Genomic DNA, 18539 nt, shown 5'->3' on the forward strand with positions numbered 1-18539 from the left:
CATTAAACAGAACTGCCCGGCCGGAGTCTGGTATTTCGACGTCCGGCCGGGCAGCCACTGGTACTACTTCCGTGCAAATGCCTGCTTGAGGAGCGTATCCTGCTCAGCAGCGTGCCGCTTCATGGAGCCGGCCGCAGTGGAGGCCGACGCGGGACGCGACACCAGGCGGACGCGCCGGTTCAGCGCCTCCGGGAGGTTCAGGCCCATAAACGGCCACGGCCCCTGGTTGGCGGGCTCGTCCTGTGCCCAGACAACCTCGGCGTTCGGGTACTTGGCCAGTTCCGCTGCGATTTCTTCGTGTGGCAGCGGGTAGAGCTGCTCTACGCGGACAATCGCGGTGGTCTTGTCATCGGTCTTCTGCCGGGTGGACAGGAGATCGTAGTACAGGCGGCCGGAGACCAGCAGTACGCGTTCGACGGCGTCTGCCGCCAGCTGCTCGTGGTCACCGATGACGGGGCGGAAGGCGCCGGTGGTGAAGTCCTCGACGGACGATGCGGCTGCCTTGAGGCGCAGCAGCTGCTTCGGCGTGAAGACGATCAGCGGCTTGCGCGGCCTGCTGTAGGCCTGGCGGCGCAGCAGGTGGAAGTGTGATGCTGCCGTGGTGGGGTTGGCCACGATCATGTTCTCTTCGGCGCACATCAGCAGGAAGCGTTCGATGCGTGCGGAGGAGTGGTCCGGGCCCTGGCCTTCGTAGCCGTGCGGCAGCATCAGGACCAGGGAGGAGCGCTGGCCCCACTTCTGTTCGGCCGAGGAGATGAACTCATCAATGATGGTCTGCGCGCCGTTGACGAAGTCGCCGAACTGCGCTTCCCACAGCACCAAGGCATCCGGGCGTTCCACCGAGTAGCCGTATTCGAAGCCCATGGCCGCGTATTCGGACAGCAGGGAGTCATAGATCCACAGCTTGGCCTGATTGTCCGAGAGGTGGCCCAGCGGCAGCCACTCGTTGCCGTTGGCGCGGTCGTGGAACACTGCGTGGCGCTGCACAAACGTGCCGCGGCGCGAGTCCTGGCCGGCAAGCCGGACGGGAACGCCTTCCATGATCAGTGAGCCGAAGGCCGCGATCTCGCCAAAGCCCCAGTCGATGCCGCCTTCGCGGGACATCTGCTCGCGCTTCTCAAGGAGCTGCTTGAGCTTGGCGTGGACGGTGAAGCCCTCGGGGATCTGGACGTGGGCCTTGCCGATGTGCGCCAGGGTTTCCGGCGAAATGGCAGTGGAGGCCGGGGCGTTGGTGCCGGAGTCAGCCTGCTGGGCGATGGGACGCTCAATGTCGGAGACTGCGGCGGAGTCCGCGGTGATGATCGGAATGGGCGAGGTCTGGGCCGCGTGCGTTTCGGCGAAGACCCGTTCCAGCCGTTCCTGGTAGTCGCGGAGCAGCTGCTCGGCTTCTTCCTCGGTGATGTCGCCACGGCCGATCAGCGCCTCGGTGTACAGCTTGCGGACGGAGCGCTTGGCTTCGATCAGGTTGTACATCATGGGCTGGGTCATCGAGGGGTCGTCACCCTCGTTGTGGCCACGGCGGCGGTAGCATACCATGTCGATCACAACGTCCTTGTGGAACCGCTGGCGGAACTTGTAGGCGAGCTGGGCGATGCGCACCACTGCCTCGGGATCGTCACCGTTCACGTGGAACACCGGCGCCTGGATCATCTTGGCGACGTCCGTGGAGTACGTGGACGAGCGCGACGACGACGGCGCCGTGGTGAAGCCGACCTGGTTGTTGACCACCACGTGGATGGTGCCGCCGGTCCGGTAGCCGCGGAGCTGGGACAGGTTCAGCGTCTCAGCAACCACCCCCTGGCCTGCGAACGCAGCATCTCCGTGGACCATGAGGGGCAGGACCGGGAAGGCCTCGCCCTGGTCCAGGCGGTCCTGCTTGGCGCGGACGATGCCTTCGAGCACCGAGTCGACAGCCTCGAGGTGGGACGGGTTGGCGGCGAGGTAGACCTTGGTCTCGTTGCCGTTTTCCGAGGTGAACGTGCCTTCGGTGCCGAGGTGGTACTTCACGTCGCCGGAGCCCTGCACGGAGCGGGGATCCTGGGTGCCTTCGAATTCGCGGAACACCTGGGCGTAGGTCTTGCCGGCGATGTTGGTGAGGACGTTCAGGCGGCCGCGGTGGGCCATGCCGATCGCAACTTCGTCCAGTCCGTCGTCAGCGGCATCGGAAATGATGGCGTCCAGCAGCGGAATCAGGGATTCGCCGCCTTCCAGGGAGAAGCGCTTCTGGCCGACGAACTTGGTCTGCAGGAAGGTTTCAAACGCTTCGGCCGCGTTGAGCCGGGACACGATGCGCAGCTGCTCTTCGCGGCTCGGCTTCGAGTATGCGTGCTCCAGCTGGTCCTGGAACCACTTGCGTTCTTCCGGCTCCTGGATGTGCATGTACTCGATGCCCGTGGTGCGGCAGTAGGCGTCGCGGAGTACGCCGAGGATGTCGCGGAACTTGAGCATGGGTGCGCCGCCGAAACCGCCGGTGGGCCACTGACGGTCCAGGTCCCACAGCGTCAGCCCGTAGGTGAGGACGTCAAGGTCCGGGTGCTTGCGCTGGACATACTCCAGGGGATCGGTGTCTGCCATCAAGTGGCCGCGCACACGGTAGGAGTGGATCAGCTGCTGGATCCGGGCAACCTTGTTGATCTCGTCAGCGGGGTCCACCTGAAGGTCGGGGCTCCAGCGGATGGGCTCGTACGGGATGCGCAGTGACTCGAAGATGTCGTCGTAGAAGTTCTGGGCACCGAGCAGCAGCTGGTGCACAAGCTTCAGGAACTCGCCGCTGCCGGCTCCCTGGATGACGCGGTGGTCATAGGTGGACGTCAGCGTAAGGACCTTGCTGATGGCATTCTGCGCGATGATCTTTTCGCTGGCGCCCTGGAACTCGGCCGGGTAGTCCAGCGCGCCGACGCCGATGATGGCGGCCTGTCCCTTGGACAGACGCGGCACGGAGTGAACGGTGCCGATGCCGCCGGGGTTGGTCAGGGACACCGTGGTGCCGGAGTGGTCATCAGCGGTCAGCTTGCCGCTGCGGGCACGCTTGATCAGGTCTTCATAGGTGTGCCAGAACTCGGAGAAGTTGAGGGTCTCCGCTTTCTTGATGTTGGGCACTATGAGCAGGCGGGTGCCGTCCGGCTTGGGCATGTCAATGGCGATGCCGAAGTTGACGTGGGCCGGCTGGACAGCACTGGGCTTGCCGTCGATTTCGTCGTAGTAGACGTTCATCGACGGGAACTGGGCGAGTGCGCGGATCACGGCGTAGCCGATGAGGTGCGTGAAGGAAACCTTGCCGCCGCGTGCTCTGGCCAGGTTGGAGTTGATGACCACGCGGTTGTCGATCAGCAGCTTTGCCGGAATGGCCCGGACGCTGGTGGCCGTGGGGACCTCAAGGCTGGTGACCATGTTGGTGGCGATGGCCTTGGCCGGGCCGCGAAGAACGGAGACCACGTCCTCTTCCGGAGCCGTGGGTGCCTTGACGTTTTTGGGAAGCTGGGCGGGGATCGGCTGGGCCGTGCTTCCGGGCTCGGTCTTCTTCGCGCCATCGCGGGCGACCGTAGCGGGAGCTTTCTTTGCCGCCGCGGGGGCGGCGGCCGGCGCTGCGGGCTGTGCGGCCGGCGACGTTGCCGGTGCAGCAGTTGCAGAAGCCGGAGGGGCCGGCGGTACAGCCGGTATTTCGCGGGTTGCTGGGTGGGCCACGGCTACCGCCGTGCTTCCGTTGGAAGAAGAACCGCTGCCTGAATCGAAGGACTCGAACAGGGGCCACCACTTGGTATCCACCGTGTTCTTGTCTTTCTGATACTGCTCGTACAGTTCGTCAACGAGCCACTCGTTTCCGCCAAATTCCTCTGGTAGACGGTGGCTAGGCTGCTCTGGCACTTGAAATACGCCTCTTCCATGAGTTTGATTTCTCTCTGGCCGCCACGGTGCCGCAGCACAACATTCGAACCAGTCTCTGCGTCCTGAACCCGGACCGTTGCCAGTCTAATGAGCATTCTGTGTTAACTGCCAATAACGGTGACCCAAATCATGGCAATGACGCGGAGATCACGGATTGTGGCGTCCGGAGGCTGTCCGTGCCCGGGTGTGCCAGGGCCTCCGGGCGGCCATCCGGAAGGCGCAATCTGCTCCTGTAGACTGAAATTCTTATGGACAGTAAATCTAGGTGCCGGCCTGGGGGCTGTCTGCGGAGCATGAAGTACAGCACCGCGCAGTCCACCCGCAGAGCCGGCAAACCCCGAACACGTGCCCATCACTCTCCGTCAGTCCACCTCGACGGAGCCCCTATGGAAACAGCGTCGGCTTCCGCCGATCATCCTCCGCCGGGCAGTTTCCCCCGGACACGCACCTCGCCCGATGTTCGGGCGGGATGCTGAATGGAGTGGTTGCTCCTCGCGGCAGGCCTCCTGCTGATCGCCGGCACCGGCTTTTTCGTCGCCGTCGAATTTTCCCTGATTGCCCTTGACCAGGCCACGGTCCAACGTGCCATCGATAACGGTGACACCGGTGCCGTCCCGCTACTCAAGTGCCTGAAATCCCTCTCAACCCAGCTTTCCAGCTGTCAGCTCGGCATTACCCTCACCACGCTCCTGACCGGTTACGTGATGCAACCGTCGGTTGGCCGCATCCTCGAAGGTCCGCTGGCCGCCGTCGGAATTCCCGAAGTGGCTGCCGCATCCGTTTCCCTGGTCATCGCCATGGTGCTGGCCACGCTGCTCTCCATGCTGCTTGGCGAACTGGTGCCCAAGAACATGGCCATTGCGCTGTCCTTCCAGGTTGGCAAAGCATTGGCGCGGCCGCAGCTGGTCTTTACGGCCATCTTCAAGCCCGCCATCGTGGTGCTCAACGGCTTTTCCAACAAGGTACTGAACGTCTTTGGCCTGGAGGCCAAGGAAGAGATTTCCGGTGCCCGGACGCCGGCCGAGCTCGCCTCCCTGGTGCGGCGCTCCGCCGCCATGGGAACGCTCGACGCCGGGACGGCCAACTTTGTGGCGCGCACACTGAACTTCTCGGCCCGGACGGCCGCCGACGTTATGACACCTCGGATCCGTGTGGAAACCATCGACGCCGACCAGCCTGTCTCGGACATCCTGGACGCCGCACGGCGCACCGGGTACTCCCGCTTCCCCGTCATCGGGGAGTCCTCCGACGACATCAAGGGCCTGGTCCACGTCAAAAAGGCCGTTGCCGTGCCGTGGGACCGGCGGGCCAACCTGGAAGCCGGGGCCATCATGACCGATGTCCTCCGCGTGCCGGAGACCATCCACCTCGATGCCCTCCTGGCCGAGCTTCGCGAGGGAAACCTCCAACTCGCCATTGTCCTGGATGAATACGGCGGAACCGCCGGCATCGCCACCCTTGAGGACCTGGTGGAGGAAATCGTCGGTGAAGTGTCCGACGAGCACGACAAGGTACGCCCGGGACTGCTCCAGAGCGCCTCCGGGGACTGGTACTTCCCCGGGCTGCTGCGCCCCGACGAGCTTTCCGAACAGATCCCGGGGCTGACTGTTCCGGACGAAGCCGCCTACGAAACCGTGGGCGGGTACGTCATGAGCGAACTGGGCCGGATCGCCGCAGTGGGGGACACCGTCGAAGTAGGCGGCGGCACCCTGAGCGTGACCAGGATGGACGGCCGAAGGATCGAACGGATCTCCTTCCATCCGGCGGCGCCTGAAGCGGAGCCCGCTCCGGAAGACGGGAGCGAACGATGAGTGACTGGGCCGGAATTGCCTGGCTGGTTGTCCTCCTGCTGGGAAACGCGTTTTTTGTCGGCGCCGAGTTCGCCGTGATGTCTGCCAGGCGCAGCCAGATCGAACCCCTTGCCGAGGCCGGTTCCAAGCGGGCGCAGACCACATTGCGCGCCATGGAGAACGTCTCATTGATGCTGGCCTGTGCGCAGTTGGGCATCACCGTGTGCTCGCTGCTGATCCTGCAGGTGGCCGAACCGGCCATCCACCACCTGATGGCGGCTCCCCTGGAAGCTGTTGGGCTGCCGGTGGAGATTGCCGACGTCGCAGCGTTCGCCATTGCCCTGATGGTGGTGACCTTCCTCCACGTGACGTTCGGCGAGATGGTGCCGAAGAACATCTCGGTATCGGTGGCGGACAAGGCTGCCTTGCTGCTCGCGCCGCCGCTGATGTTTGTTGCCAAACTGGTCAACCCGGCCATCAGCGCGCTGAACTGGTCCGCCAACCACATCCTCAAGCTCCTGCGGATTGAGCCCAAGGATGAGGTGAACTCGTCCTTCACGCTCGAAGAAGTCCAGTCGATCGTGCAGGAGTCCACCCGCCACGGGCTGGTGGACGATGACGCAGGCCTGATCACCGGCGCCCTGGAATTCTCCGAATATACGGCTTCGGACCTCATGGTTCCGCTGGACGATCTGGTCATGCTGAAGGCAGCCACCACACCGGTGGAGTTTGAAAAAGCCGTCAGCAGGACCGGGTTCTCAAGGTTCCCGATGCTGGACGATGACGGCATGCTGTCCGGATACCTCCACGTGAAGGATGTGCTGTCCATTCCCGAATCGGACTACCAGCACCCCATCGCCGAGAGCCGGATCCGATCGCTGGCCAACCTCGCGCTGCACGACGAAGTTGAAACGGCCATGTCCGTCATGCAGCGCACGGGCTCACACCTGGCCCGCGTGATCGGCGCGGACGGGCAGACCCACGGCGTCCTCTTCCTGGAAGACGTGATCGAACAGCTCGTGGGAGAGATCCGGGACGCCACCCAGGCCACCGGCATCAGGAGGCTGGGCGAGCCGAACGGAGATTAGGCGGGGTTATCCTAAATAGGAATCATTCACATTTAGGGGTAAGCTTTTTGGAGACGCAAGAAGTCCATCCCTGTACTGAACTGAGGTTTCCGTGCGCCACCCCGCCGCCATCCGAACGTCCCTCGCAGCCCTCGCCGGCGTGAGCCTGCTGCTCACCGCTTGCGGCTCCGGCGGCGCGCCGTCGACGGCGTCCGGCACGGATTCATCCGCCGGCGTCGTCGACGTTGTGGCGTCCACCAACGTGTACGGGAACATCGCCGCCATCATCGGCGGGGACAAAGTCAACGTCACCTCCATCATCACCAAGACCAGCCAGGACCCGCATTCGTACGAGGCCACCGCGCAGGACCGGCTGCTGGTCTCCAAAGCGGAACTGGTGATCGAGAACGGCGGCGGCTACGACGCCTTCCTCCACAAGATGGCCGATGACAGCAACATCCCGCACAGCAATATCGTCAGTGCCGTCGAAGTGGCTGGCCTGGCTCCGGAGGACGACCACGCTGATTCGTCGGCGTCGTCGTCAGCGGCGAGCGAGTCGGCTGACGGTCATAATCACGAGCACGGGGAGTTCAACGAACACGCCTGGTACAGCCTGGATGCCATGGGCAAGCTCGCTGATTCACTGGCGGCCAAGCTGGGTGAACTCGAACCGGACTCAGCACCCCTGTTCACTTCCAATGCCGCAACCTTCAAAGCCGGGGTGGACGGCCTGGCCGCCAGGCTCGCCGCATTGAAGGCCAACGGAACAGGCGCAGCCGTGGCCGTGACCGAGCCCGTCCCGCTGTACCTGCTCGAGGCGGCAGGGCTGGAGAACCGGACGCCGTCCGACTACACAGCCGCGATCGAGGAAGGCTCGGACGTGCCGCCAGCGGTGCTGAAGGCCGCTACGGACCTGGCCGGATCCAAGGACATCAGGTTCCTCGCCTACAACGCGCAGACAGAGGGACCACAGACGCAGGCGCTGAAAAAGGCAGCCGAATCAGCCGGCGTTCCTGTCATTGACTTCAGCGAAACCCTGCCCGAAGGCAAGACGTACCTGCAGTGGATGACGGACAATGTTGACAACGTCAGCAAAGTTTTGGAGAAAAATAGTTGAAACCGGTGGTCAGCCTCCGCGGGGCGTCCCTGCAGTTCGGCAAACGCTTGCTCTGGGAGGATCTCGACCTGGATATCAGGCCCGGTGAGTTCTTCGCCGTCCTGGGCCCCAACGGCAGCGGAAAGACCAGTTTCCTCAAGGTCCTCCTGGGCCTTCAGGAACTGCAGTCCGGCCGGGCCACGCTGGGCGACCGTCCCGTAGAGCGGGGCAGCAACCTGATCGGCTACATTCCGCAGCAGAAATCCTTTGCTCCGGACACCCCCATGCGTGCCCGGGACCTGGTGGGGCTCGGCGTGGACGGCCACCGCTGGGGGCTGCGGCTGGGCATGTCCCGGGCAAACCGCAGGATCGATGAGCTGCTGGAACTGGTGGGCGCCAGCGACTACGCCAAAGTCCCGGTGGGCCAGCTCTCCGGCGGCGAGCAGCAGCGCCTCCGGGTGGCCCAGGCGCTGGCCACGGACCCCAGGGTCCTCCTCTGCGACGAACCCCTGCTGTCCCTGGACCTGCACCACCAGCAGGCCGTCAGCGCCCTGATCAACAAGCAGTGCCACGCCCAGAACAGCGCGGTGGTATTTGTCACCCACGAAATCAACCCCATCATCGATTACGTTGACCGGGTGCTGTATCTGGCCGGCGGACGGTTCCGGGTGGGGACCCCGGAAGAGGTCATGACCACCGAGGTCCTGTCCGAGCTCTATGGCAGCCACGTGGAAGTCATCCACGCAAACGGGCGCATCGTCGTCGTCGGCCTGCCCGACGCGACCACGCACCACCATGCCGATGTCCACGCCACGGTGGGGGAGGTGGCCTGATGGATGCGGACAGCATCATCGGAGCGATCTTCAGCTTCGAGAACTACGGGGAGCTGCTGGTGCTGGTCCAGAACTCCATCTGGGCCGGGGCCGTATTGGGCCTGCTCGGCGGGCTGGTGGGCACTTTCGTGATGAAACGGGACCTGGCCTTCGCCGTCCACGGCATCTCCGAGCTCTCTTTCGCCGGGGCAGCGTTTGCGCTCCTGATCGGCACGGACATTGTGTTCGGCTCGCTGATCGGCTCGGTGGCGGCGGCGCTGCTCCTGGGCCTGATGGGGGTCAGGGCACGGGACAAAAATTCCATTATCGGGGTGATCATGCCGTTCGGACTGGGGCTCGGCATCCTGTTCCTGTCGCTCTACGAAGGCCGTGCCGCCAACAAGTTCGGCCTGCTCACGGGGCAGATCGTCTCAGTGGACACCGTCCAGCTCCAGGTCCTCGCCGGCGCCGCCGTCGTGGTCATCGCGGTCTTGGCGGCCATCTGGCGTCCGCTGAACTTTGCCAGCGTTGATCCGGATCTGGCCGAAGCCCGTGGCGTGCCCGTACGGACGCTCGCGTTGGTCTTTATGGTCCTGCTGGGAGTCAGCGTAGCGCTGTCCATCCAGGTGGTCGGTGCGCTCCTGGTGCTGGCATTGCTGATCACTCCGGCAGCCGCCGCACTCCGCGTGACGTCCGCTCCGGTGGCGGTGGTGGCGCTCAGCGTCCTTTTTGCCGTCACGGCCACAGTGGGCGGAATCCTGCTGGCCCTGGGCGGGCGGATCCCCATCAGCCCCTATGTCACCACGCTGTCATTCCTGATCTATGTGGTGTGCCGGATCGTCGGCAGTGTCCGGGCCAGAAAGGGCATCAATGGCCGGCTGGTGCACGCCCGCTGACACGGTCAAGCGGGATGCACCAGGTTGCGGCGGCGCAGGCCCTCAGAGCTTGCCAGCGGCCCTGAGGGCTGTGCAGTCCGGGCACAGGCCGAAGATCTCCACGGTGTGCGCCACCTCGGTGTAGCCATGTTCGGTGGCGATCCGGGCGGCCCAGGTTTCCACCGCCGGGGCTTCGACTTCCACGGCCTTCCCGCAGTTGCGGCACAGCAGATGGTGGTGGTGCCCGGTCACGGCGCAGCGCCGGTAAACGGCTTCGCCCTCGCCGTTGCGCAGCACGTCCACGAGGCCGTCGTCGGCGAGGGACTGCAGGATCCGGTACGCCGTTGCCAAGGAAACTGAAACGCCCTTGTTTTGCAGGATACGGTAGAGCTCCTGCGTGCTGACGAAGTCATCCAGCTCGTCCAGGGCAGCGCTAACGGCCACACGCTGCTTAGTGACGCGCTGCTCCCTGCCGGGCACACTGACCGTGCCTGCGCCGGATGCAGCGTTCGACGGCGTCGCGTCAGCTTTGGTGCCGAACGGCATGAAGGTACTCGCTTCCTGAGGGACGGTGGCAATCATCCAGATTACCAGCCGGGAGCGCGCCGCCAGGCTTGCCTTGGACAGGCTTGGGGCCGGACCCTAGGCTGGCGCTATGAAGCTGACAAAATACACCCATGCGTGCGTCCGGCTTGAGCAGGACAGCCGGGTGCTGGTGCTGGATCCGGGAACATTCTCCGAAACGGCCGAAGCCCTGGACGGGGCGCAGGCTGTGCTCATCACCCACGAGCACGGCGACCACGTGGATGTGCCGGTCATGGTCAACGCGCTGCGCGGCTCGGACGGCCTGGCGGTCTTCGCACCGGCCGGCGTGGCCGCCCACCTGCGGGAGGAGGCACCGCAGGCGGCAGCCCGGATCCACACGGTCGAACCCGGCTCCACTTTTGACGCGGCCGGCTTCAACGTCCGCAGCTTCGGCGGACAGCACGCACTCATCCACCCGCAGGTTCCCATCGTCGCCAACATCGGCTACTTGGTGGACGGCAACGTGTACCACCCGGGGGACTCCTTTATAGTCCCCGACGGCCTCAGCGTGCAGACGCTGCTGGTTCCGATCCACGCGCCCTGGAGCAAGATCAGCGAGGTGGTGGATTTTGTCATCGCCGTCCGGGCCCCGCGTGCATTCCAGATCCATGACGGACTGCTGAACGAAACGGGCCTGAAGGTCGCAGAATCCCATGTGGCCCGGCTGGGCCGGAAATACGGCACCGAGTACACCCGGCTTGCCCCACGGCAATCCGTGGAGGTCTGATCAGCTACGCGTTCCAGACGCCGGTCTCGAAAAACCGGCGGATGACTTCCTCGTGCGGCTCGGGGTCCAGGCCTTGGCCAGACAGCCACTCGGGATTGTAGTAGTTGCCCGCATAGCGGTCGCCGCCGTCGCACATCAACGACACAATGCTGCCGCGCAGTCCCTCGGCGACCATTTCCGCCACGAGTTGCCAGACACCCCACAGGTTCGTGCCGGTGGACGGTCCGGCGTGCAGATCGGCGACGGTGTGCAGGTGCCGCATGGCTGCGACGGAGGCGGCATCGGGAACCTGGATCATGTGGTCGATGACGGCGGGTACAAAGCTCGGTTCCATCCGCGGGCGGCCGATGCCTTCGATCCGTGACGGCAGGCCGGTGCTGGTCCCACCCGTACCGTTCAGCCAACCGGGGTAAAACGCGGAATTCTCCGGGTCTACCACCGCAAGGCGTGTGTCGTGTCCGCGGTAGCGCAGGTAGCGGCCGATGGTCGCGCTGGTGCCGCCGGTCCCCGCACCCACCACGATCCAGCGGGGAACGGGGTGTTCCTCCAACGCCAGCTGCCCGAAGATGGACTCCGCGATGTTGTTGTTCCCGCGCCAGTCCGTGGCACGCTCCGCGTAGGTGAACTGGTCCATGTAGTGGCCGTTGGACGTGGCAGCGACTTCCGCCGCCGCGGCATAAACCTCTGAGGCATGGTCAACCAACAGGCACGAGCCGCCGAACCGTTCGATCAGCGCGATCTTCTCCGGGCTCGTTGTGCGGGTCATGACCGCTACGAACGGCAGCCCCAGGAGCTGCGCGAAATATGCCTCCGAGACCGCGGTGCTGCCGCTGGAAGCTTCCACGATGGTGGTACCTTCGCGGATCCAGCCGTTGACCAGGCCAAACAGGAACAGCGAGCGGGCCAGCCGGTGCTTGAGGCTCCCCGAACGGTGCGTGGATTCGTCCTTGAGGTAAAGCTGGACGCCCCAGTGCTGCGGAAGCGGTACCGAATAGAGATGGGTATCGGCGGACCGGTTGTTTTCTGCATTGACTTTTCGGATGGCCTCGTCAGCCCAGGCCCGGTCCGCGCTCGCGTTCTTCACCCAACCAACTCTAGTTGCGACAGAGCGCCTGGCCCTCCCTGGCAGGCGCTCTGCCGCAGCTAGAGTTGGATCATTGACTGCACACCTCACAAGCACATGCCAAGGAGAACGATGGGTCCACTGATGGCTGTCCCGGCTTTGGCGGCGCGTTTCGACGCCGGCCAGCGAACTGTGGTGCTGGACGTCCGCTGGGCGCTGGGAGACCCGCACGGCCGGGAACACTACCTTGGAGGCCACCTTCCGGGGGCAGTTTTTGTGGACCTTGCCACCGAGTTGGCGACTCCGGCCACCCCGGCCCGCGGCAGGCACCCGCTGCCCACCGACGCGGAATTCCAGGAAACCGCCAGGCGCTGGGGGATCAACAACGGCGACGTTGTGGTGGCCTATGACAACAGCGGAAACATGGCTGCCGCCCGGCTCTGGTGGATGCTCCGCAACGCCGGGTTCCAGGACGTGTACCTGCTCGACGGCGGCCTGGTCGCCTGGCGGGACGCCGGACTGCCGCTGGACACCGGACCGGTGGACGCCGTCGTCGGGCGTGTTTCCTTTGATGTTTCCCCTGCTGGAGGCAGGATGCCCAGCATCGACGCGGCCGGAGCGGCAGACTGGCCGGCAACGGGCGTCCTCCTGGATGCCCGGGCCGGCGAAAGGTACCGGGGCGAATTTGAACCCGTCGACCCCCGCGCCGGCCACATTCCGGGCGCCCGGAGCGCACCAACAACGGAGAACGTGGACGGGGCCGTGCATTTCCTGCCGGCGGACGAACTGCGGCGCCGGTTCGAAGACCTCGGCGTCCGCGACGACGTCCCGGTGGCCGTGTACTGCGGCTCGGGCGTGACCGCCGCCCATGAGGTAGCCGCCCTCGAAATCGCCGGATTCCGGGCCGCCCTCTACCCGGGATCCTTCTCGGAATGGTCGAACAATCCCGCGTTGCCGGTGGCGACCGGCAGCCAGCCGAGTGGCAATGCGGCGGCCCGCGGGGGTAGCGTCGAAGGATGACCCCAGGACGCCCCGTACCGCCGCCCCTTGCCCGCCCCATATTGCCGAATGATGCTGTTACCGATCCTGCGGATCTGGACACCGATCCGGATACTGATCCCGGCACAGGCCTGCTGGCAGCCGCCTATGGCGCGGTTTCCCCTGACAGCGGCCTGGCACCCCTGACGATTGCCCGGCGTGCCCCGAAAGCGGACGACGTCGAGATTGCCATCGAATTCTGCGGCCTGTGCCACTCGGACGTGCATGCCACGCGCGGCGAATGGGGCAGCCAGAAATATCCGCTGGTCCCCGGCCACGAAATCGTCGGAACTGTCAGCCGCGTCGGCTCGGCAGTGACTGACTTCACCCCGGGGGACCGCGTGGGCGTCGGGTGCATCGTTGATTCCTGCCGCGAATGCGAAAGCTGCCTGGACGGCCTGGAACAGTACTGTGAAAACGGCCTGACCGGGACCTACGGCGCCAAGGATTCGCGGAACGGCGATGCCATCACCCAGGGCGGCTACTCATCCGCCGTGGTGGTGGACCGGCGCTACGTGGTCCGTGTGCCCGGCAACCTGGACCCGGCCGCCGTCGCCCCCTTGCTCTGCGCCGGTGTCACCACGTTCTCTCCCTTGCGGCACTTCGACGTGGAGGACGGCGACGTAGTGGGCGTGGTGGGGCTCGGCGGGCTCGGACACATGGCCGTGAAGCTCGCCAAGGCCATGGGGGCGCGGGTGTTGGTCTTCACCACTTCCGAAGGCAAGGTGCCGGCCGCGCTGGAACTCGGTGCCGACGAAGTGATCCTGTCCCGGGACAAGGACGCCATGGCCGCAGCGGACCGCACCATTGACCTGATCATCGACACCGTGGCCGCTCCGCACGACCTGAATCCGTTCTTCCGCACGCTGCGCGTAGACGGTGCGCTGTTCCAGCTGGGCCTGCCGTCGGACGCCATGCCCCCGGTCAACCCCGGAGCCCTGATCCGGCGGCGGATCGCGTATGCGGGCTCACTGATCGGCGGCATTGCAGAAACTCAGGAGATGCTCGATTTCTGCGCCGCCCACAACGTGGTTGCCGACATCGAACTGGTGCGCGCAGACCAGCTGAATGAGGCCTACGACCGCATGGTGGCAGGCGACGTCAAATACCGGTTTGTGCTGGACACCAGCACCCTGCAGGCTCCGGCCGCGAAGGCAGACGCATGAGCACCCTGTTCACCAAAATCATCAATGGCGAGATCCCCGGACGCTTTGTCTGGCGGGAGGCTGACGTTGCGGCGTTCCTGACCACGGGTCCTCTGGCAGACGGCCATACCCTGGTGGTCCCCACCGAGGAGGTGGACCGCTGGACCGATGCGTCCCCGGAAACCCTCGCGAAGGTGATGGAAGTGGCCCGGCGGATCGGTGCGGTGCAGCTGGACGTCTTCCCCGCCGAGCGGGCGGGGCTGATTGTGGCCGGGTACGAGATCAACCACCTGCACGTCCACGTGTGGCCGTCCACGACCATGGCTGATTTCGATTTCGCCTCGGCGGACCAGAACCCGGACCCCGCAGTGCTGGACGCGAACGCCGAAAAGCTGCGCTCCGGGCTCCGGGCCGCTGGCTACGCGGAGTTCGTTCCCGCAGGCTGAGCCTGACGCCCGCGCCGGCCGCGCCTTGCAGGTGAGGGGCCGGCAGGCAGTGGCCTGGCCGTCCTAGGCCGGCGCGAGCGCCTTATTAAGGACAGCCCTGATCCGCTTTTCGGAGACGGAATAGGCCGTTCCGAGTTCGACGGCGAAGAGGCTAACCCGCAGCTCCTCGATCATCCAGCGGACCTGGGTCAGTTCGGCACCCACCCGGCGCCCGGGCAGCAGGGCCGACACGGCGTCGTCGTAGTCGTCTTCCAGCCGCTGGACCGCGGCCATGCTCAGGCCGTCCCGCTGGACATTGCCGGGGAGCTTTTCGAGGCGTTTTTCGATGGCGGCAAGGTAGCGGGGGAGGTGGCTCAGCTGCCTGTATCCTGTGCGGGCCACAAATCCCGGGAACACGAGCTGCTCAAGCTGGCTCCGGACATCGTTCAGGGCGCTGATGAGCGCCAGGCTGGTGGTGCCCTTCAGCAGTTTCTCAATGCGCCGGGTGCTGGCCAGGACACGCTCCACCACGGCCGTCACACTGAAAACCGTGTCGATGAGTTCAGCCCGGACCTGCTCGTAGAGGGCGTCGAATGACCCCCGGTCCCACGGGAGTTCCGCGGGGGTCAGTTTGTCCACGGCAGCCAGGGCGCAATCGGCAATGAGGGCTGACACTGAACCGTGCGGATTCTGGCTGAACGTCAGCTTTTCGGTGTTATTGAGATGCTCCAGGACGTAGCGGTCCGGTGCCGGTACCCTGAAAGCGAGGAGCCGGATCACACCGCCGCGCATGGCCTCGAGCTGCTCCGACGAAGTCTGGAAGACACGCAGCGCCACGGATGTTCCTTCATCCACCAACGCTGGATAGCCGGTGACAGTGTGGCCCTTGACAGTGTTGCTGACCTGCCGCTGCACTGTGCCGAATGCCCACTCCGTCAGGCCGGTCTGTTCCCTGAAGCCTGTGCCGCTGCCGGCTGGATTTCCGCCTGCCGATGCCGCGGGTACTGTTCCGCCGGACTTTCCAGGTGATTTCGAATTTCCCAGATACTGCGGCGCGGTGGTTCCCGGCGTCGCCCCCAGGGATTCCGCGATGGCGCGGCGTGTTGCCGGGGCCAGCCGCTCCTGCAGGGCTGCGAGGTCCTTGCCCTCATCCAGCACCTTGCCCTGGGTATCGACAACCTTGAAGCTCACCCGCAGATGGGACGGCACAGCGTCCCAGTTCCAGGAACCGGGTGGGATGACGTGGCCGCGGATCCGGCGCAGGGCCAGCTCCAGTGAAGCTTCCAGCTCATCGTGGGCCGGATCAAAGTCCGATTCCAGGGCAGCAACGGCCTGCCGGGCCACATCTGGAGCGGGGACAAAGTTCTTGCGGACCTGCTTGGGGAGTGACTTGATCAGGGCAGCCACAAGCTGCGAGCGCTGGCCAGGGATCAGCCAGCGGAAGGCGGCATCATTGAGCTGGTTCAGGAAGAGCACCGGGACTTCGGCCGTGACGCCGTCGGACGGGTTGGGGGGTGAGCCGGGCGCCACCGGGTGGAACTCATAGCTGAGCGGCAGCTCGAAGCCCTTGTGCATCAGGGTTTTCGGATAAGCGGCTTCGTCGAGGTCATCGGCGTCGTTGTTGAGCAGCAGTGACTTGTCGTAGTCCAGGAGGTCCGGATTCTGCTGCCGGGCCTCCTTCCACCACTTGTCGAAGTGCCGTTCGGAGACAACGTCGGGGCCGATCCTGGCGTCGTAGAACTCAAACAGCGTTTCGTCGTCCACCAGCAGGTCGCGGCGGCGCATCCTGGCTTCGAGCTCCTCGACCTCAAGGAGAAGGGCGCGGTTACGGTGGAAGAACTTGTGGTGCGTTTTCCAGTCGCCTTCCACCAAGGCGTGCCGGATGAACATCTCGCGGGCCAGCACAGGATCCACTCGGCTGTAGTTGACCCGGCGCTGGGGGATGATGGGCACGCCGTACAGGGTGACCTTCTCATACGCCATGACCGCGCCCATTTTTGTGGACCAGTGCGGCTCGCTGTAGCTGCGCTTGACGAGATCCGGTGCCACCTGTTCTGCCCAGGCGGGATCGAACTTGGCTGCAACCCTGGCCCAGAGGCGGCTCGTCTCCACGAGTTCGGCCGCCATCACGAATGTGGGGGACTTCTTGAAGAGCGACGAGCCGGGGAAGATTGCGAAGCGGCTGCCGCGGGCGCCCGCGTATTCGCGCTTGCGCTCGTCCAGGATGCCGATGTGGCTAAGTAGGCCGGACAGCAGGCTCATGTGGATGCCCTCGTGGTTGCCCACGGGATCGGCCAGGCGCTGGTTGTCCAGGCTGATCCCGAGCGGGCGGGCCATCTGGCGGAGCTGGGCGAAGAGATCCTGCCATTCCCTGACCCGCAGGTAGTTGATGAACTCGGTCCGACACAGGCGGCGGAACTGTGTCGATGAGAGCTCCTGCTGCTTCTCCTGCAGGTAGTTCCACAGGTTCAGAAAGCCGGTGAAGTCGGAGTTTTCATCGCGGAAGCGGGCATGCTTCTCTGCGGCGAGCTGCTGTTTGTCCGTTGGACGCTCGCGCGGGTCCTGGATGGTCAGTGCCGCGGCCAGGATCATTACCTCTCGGACGCAGCCGCGCTTGCCGGCCTCCACAATCATCCTGCCGAGGCGGGGATCCACCGGCAGCTGGGCAAGCTGCTGTCCGACGGCGGTCAGTCCGCCGCTCTTGGCGTCACCTGGCCGGACGGCATTCAAGGCGCCGAGCTCGCGCAGGAGCGTCACGCCGTCGTTGATTGCCCTTGAGTCCGGCGGCTCGACAAACGGGAAGTTCTCCACGTCCTTGGGCCCGCGGGCAACGCCCATGGCGGTCATCTGCAGGATGACTGCCGCCAGGTTGGTGCGCAGGATTTCCGGATCCGTGAACAGCGGCCGGGACTCGAAGTCCTCTTCCGAATAGAGCCGGATGGCGATGCCGTCCGACACACGGCCGCACCGGCCGGAGCGCTGGTTCGCCGAGGCCTGCGACACACGCTCGATGGGCAGCCGCTGGACCTTGGTGCGGTGCGAGTAGCGGGAGATGCGGGCCGTGCCGGTGTCGATGACGTACTTGATGCCCGGGACCGTCAGGGACGTCTCGGCCACGTTGGTAGCCAGCACAATCCGGCGGTTGCGGCCGGGGTGGAACACTTTGTGCTGTTCCTGAAGGCTCAGGCGGGCGAACAGCGGGAGCACCTCGGTGCCCGCCAGGCGCCGGTTGGACTGGATTCTGGCGTTTAGTGCCTCTGCTGCGTCACGGATTTCGCGCTCGCCGGAGAAAAAGACCAGGATGTCGCCGGGGGCCTCGGTGGCGAGCTCGTCCACGGCGTCGCAGACGGCGTCGAGGGGATCGCGGTCCTCTTCAAGTTCGTCGTCGGAGGCGTCCTCGTCGGCCCCGCCGGCTGGCTGGGAAAGCGGCCGGTACCGGATCTCCACAGGGAACGTGCGCCCGGACACCTCGATGATGGGGGAGGGCTCGTCGTCGGACCCGAAGTGCTTGGCGAATCGCTCCGGATCGATCGTGGCCGACGTGATGATGATTTTCAGGTCCGGCCGCTGCGGCAGGATGCGCTTGAGGTAGCCCAGGATGAAGTCGATATTGAGGCTGCGCTCGTGTGCTTCGTCAATGATGATGGCGTTGTATTTGCGTAGCAGCTTGTCGCGTTGGATCTCTGCGAGCAGGATGCCGTCGGTCATGAGCTTGACCTTGGTGGCGCGGCTGACTTCGCCGGTGAACCGCACCTGGAAACCGACTTCCTGGCCGATCTCCACACCGAGTTCCTCGGCGATGCGCTCAGCGACCGTGCGGGCTGCGAGCCGCCGCGGCTGGGTGTGCCCAATCAGGCCGTTGTCGCCAAGTCCCAGCTCGAGGCACATTTTGGGGATCTGGGTGGTCTTGCCGGAGCCGGTCTCGCCGGCGATGATGGTCACCTGGTTCGCTGCAATGGCAGCCTTCAGGTCCTCGCGGCGCTCGGAAACGGGCAGCTCAGCAGGGTAGGAGATATGAAATGTCATGGCTG

General features: G+C 65.1%; 13 protein-coding genes. 9 read left to right on the top strand and 4 right to left on the bottom strand.

Annotated features, from left to right (window positions below; translation table 11 throughout):
* Positions 1–63: 63 nt before the first annotated feature.
* The gene (locus tag AC50YA_RS01040) at positions 64–3864 is read right to left on the bottom strand and encodes a multifunctional oxoglutarate decarboxylase/oxoglutarate dehydrogenase thiamine pyrophosphate-binding subunit/dihydrolipoyllysine-residue succinyltransferase subunit (protein WP_494980542.1); all 3801 of its coding nucleotides are present in this window, start codon (positions 3862–3864) and stop codon (positions 64–66) included.
* A gap of 497 nt (positions 3865–4361) precedes the next feature.
* On the opposite strand from AC50YA_RS01040, the gene AC50YA_RS01045 reads away from it, so the two are divergent.
* From AC50YA_RS01045 to AC50YA_RS01065, 5 genes are all read left to right on the top strand, one after another.
* Positions 4362–5696: a hemolysin family protein gene (locus AC50YA_RS01045; protein WP_494980543.1), complete on the top strand. Its 1335-nt coding sequence runs from the start codon at positions 4362–4364 to the stop codon at positions 5694–5696.
* On the top strand, positions 5693–6763 hold the full coding sequence (locus AC50YA_RS01050; RefSeq protein WP_494980544.1) for a hemolysin family protein: 1071 nt from the start codon (positions 5693–5695) through the stop codon (positions 6761–6763). Before AC50YA_RS01045 ends, AC50YA_RS01050 begins: the two co-directional genes overlap by 4 nt.
* Positions 6764–6854: 91 nt before the next feature.
* Positions 6855–7859 carry a metal ABC transporter solute-binding protein, Zn/Mn family gene (locus AC50YA_RS01055; RefSeq protein ID WP_494980545.1) on the top strand — a complete coding sequence of 335 codons (1005 nt, stop codon included), beginning with the start codon at positions 6855–6857 and terminating at the stop codon, positions 7857–7859.
* Entirely contained in the window at positions 7856–8671 is an 816-nt protein-coding gene (locus AC50YA_RS01060; RefSeq protein WP_494980546.1) for a metal ABC transporter ATP-binding protein, read from the top strand. The genes AC50YA_RS01055 and AC50YA_RS01060 overlap by 4 nt, the downstream gene beginning before the upstream one ends.
* The gene (locus tag AC50YA_RS01065) at positions 8671–9546 is read left to right on the top strand and encodes a metal ABC transporter permease (RefSeq protein WP_494980547.1); all 876 of its coding nucleotides are present in this window, start codon (positions 8671–8673) and stop codon (positions 9544–9546) included. Before AC50YA_RS01060 ends, AC50YA_RS01065 begins: the two co-directional genes overlap by 1 nt.
* Positions 9547–9588: 42 nt before the next feature.
* Here the strand turns inward: AC50YA_RS01065 and AC50YA_RS01070 are convergent, their stop codons facing one another.
* Positions 9589–10071, bottom strand: coding sequence for a Fur family transcriptional regulator (locus AC50YA_RS01070; protein WP_494980827.1), 483 nt, complete (start codon positions 10069–10071; stop codon positions 9589–9591).
* Positions 10072–10180: 109 nt separating this feature from the next.
* Between AC50YA_RS01070 and AC50YA_RS01075 the strand changes: the two genes are divergently transcribed.
* Positions 10181–10837 (top strand): MBL fold metallo-hydrolase, encoded by a 657-nt coding sequence (locus tag AC50YA_RS01075; protein WP_494980548.1) that lies wholly within the window; start codon positions 10181–10183, stop codon positions 10835–10837.
* A 4-nt stretch (positions 10838–10841) separates the two neighbouring features.
* Here the strand turns inward: AC50YA_RS01075 and AC50YA_RS01080 are convergent, their stop codons facing one another.
* Positions 10842–11921: a PLP-dependent cysteine synthase family protein gene (locus AC50YA_RS01080; RefSeq protein ID WP_494980549.1), complete on the bottom strand. Its 1080-nt coding sequence runs from the start codon at positions 11919–11921 to the stop codon at positions 10842–10844.
* A 111-nt stretch (positions 11922–12032) separates the two neighbouring features.
* Between AC50YA_RS01080 and AC50YA_RS01085 the strand changes: the two genes are divergently transcribed.
* The 3 genes from AC50YA_RS01085 to AC50YA_RS01095 are packed head-to-tail and all read left to right on the top strand — an operon-like array spanning position 12033 to position 14529.
* On the top strand, positions 12033–12920 hold the full coding sequence (locus AC50YA_RS01085) for a sulfurtransferase (protein WP_494980550.1): 888 nt from the start codon (positions 12033–12035) through the stop codon (positions 12918–12920).
* Positions 12917–14104: an NAD(P)-dependent alcohol dehydrogenase gene (locus tag AC50YA_RS01090; RefSeq protein WP_494980551.1), complete on the top strand. Its 1188-nt coding sequence runs from the start codon at positions 12917–12919 to the stop codon at positions 14102–14104. The genes AC50YA_RS01085 and AC50YA_RS01090 overlap by 4 nt, the downstream gene beginning before the upstream one ends.
* A complete protein-coding gene (locus AC50YA_RS01095) occupies positions 14101–14529 on the top strand; it encodes an HIT family protein (protein WP_494980552.1) in 429 nt (142 codons plus the stop codon). Before AC50YA_RS01090 ends, AC50YA_RS01095 begins: the two co-directional genes overlap by 4 nt.
* A gap of 63 nt (positions 14530–14592) precedes the next feature.
* Here AC50YA_RS01095 and hrpA read toward each other — a convergent pair whose 3' ends face one another.
* On the bottom strand, positions 14593–18534 hold the full coding sequence (hrpA, locus tag AC50YA_RS01100; RefSeq protein ID WP_494980553.1) for an ATP-dependent RNA helicase HrpA: 3942 nt from the start codon (positions 18532–18534) through the stop codon (positions 14593–14595).
* Between the last annotated feature and the right edge of the window lie 5 nt (positions 18535–18539).

The sequence above is a fragment of the Pseudarthrobacter sp. RHLT3-21 genome (genome assembly GCF_059383495.1).

Bases quoted from the DNA above. Each gene is read 5' to 3' on its own strand.
- AC50YA_RS01095 (WP_494980552.1), top strand. From the start codon at position 14,101: ATGAGCACCCTGTTCACCAAAATCATCAATGGCGAGATCCCCGGACGC.
- AC50YA_RS01085 (WP_494980550.1), top strand. From the start codon at position 12,033: ATGGGTCCACTGATGGCTGTCCCGGCTTTGGCGGCGCGTTTCGACGCC.
- AC50YA_RS01050 (WP_494980544.1), top strand. From the start codon at position 5,693: ATGAGTGACTGGGCCGGAATTGCCTGGCTGGTTGTCCTCCTGCTGGGA.
- AC50YA_RS01070 (WP_494980827.1), bottom strand. From the start codon at position 10,071: ATGCCGTTCGGCACCAAAGCTGACGCGACGCCGTCGAACGCTGCATCC.
- AC50YA_RS01075 (WP_494980548.1), top strand. From the start codon at position 10,181: ATGAAGCTGACAAAATACACCCATGCGTGCGTCCGGCTTGAGCAGGAC.
- AC50YA_RS01045 (WP_494980543.1), top strand. From the start codon at position 4,362: ATGGAGTGGTTGCTCCTCGCGGCAGGCCTCCTGCTGATCGCCGGCACC.
- AC50YA_RS01090 (WP_494980551.1), top strand. From the start codon at position 12,917: ATGACCCCAGGACGCCCCGTACCGCCGCCCCTTGCCCGCCCCATATTG.
- AC50YA_RS01065 (WP_494980547.1), top strand. From the start codon at position 8,671: ATGGATGCGGACAGCATCATCGGAGCGATCTTCAGCTTCGAGAACTAC.
- hrpA (WP_494980553.1), bottom strand. From the start codon at position 18,534: ATGACATTTCATATCTCCTACCCTGCTGAGCTGCCCGTTTCCGAGCGC.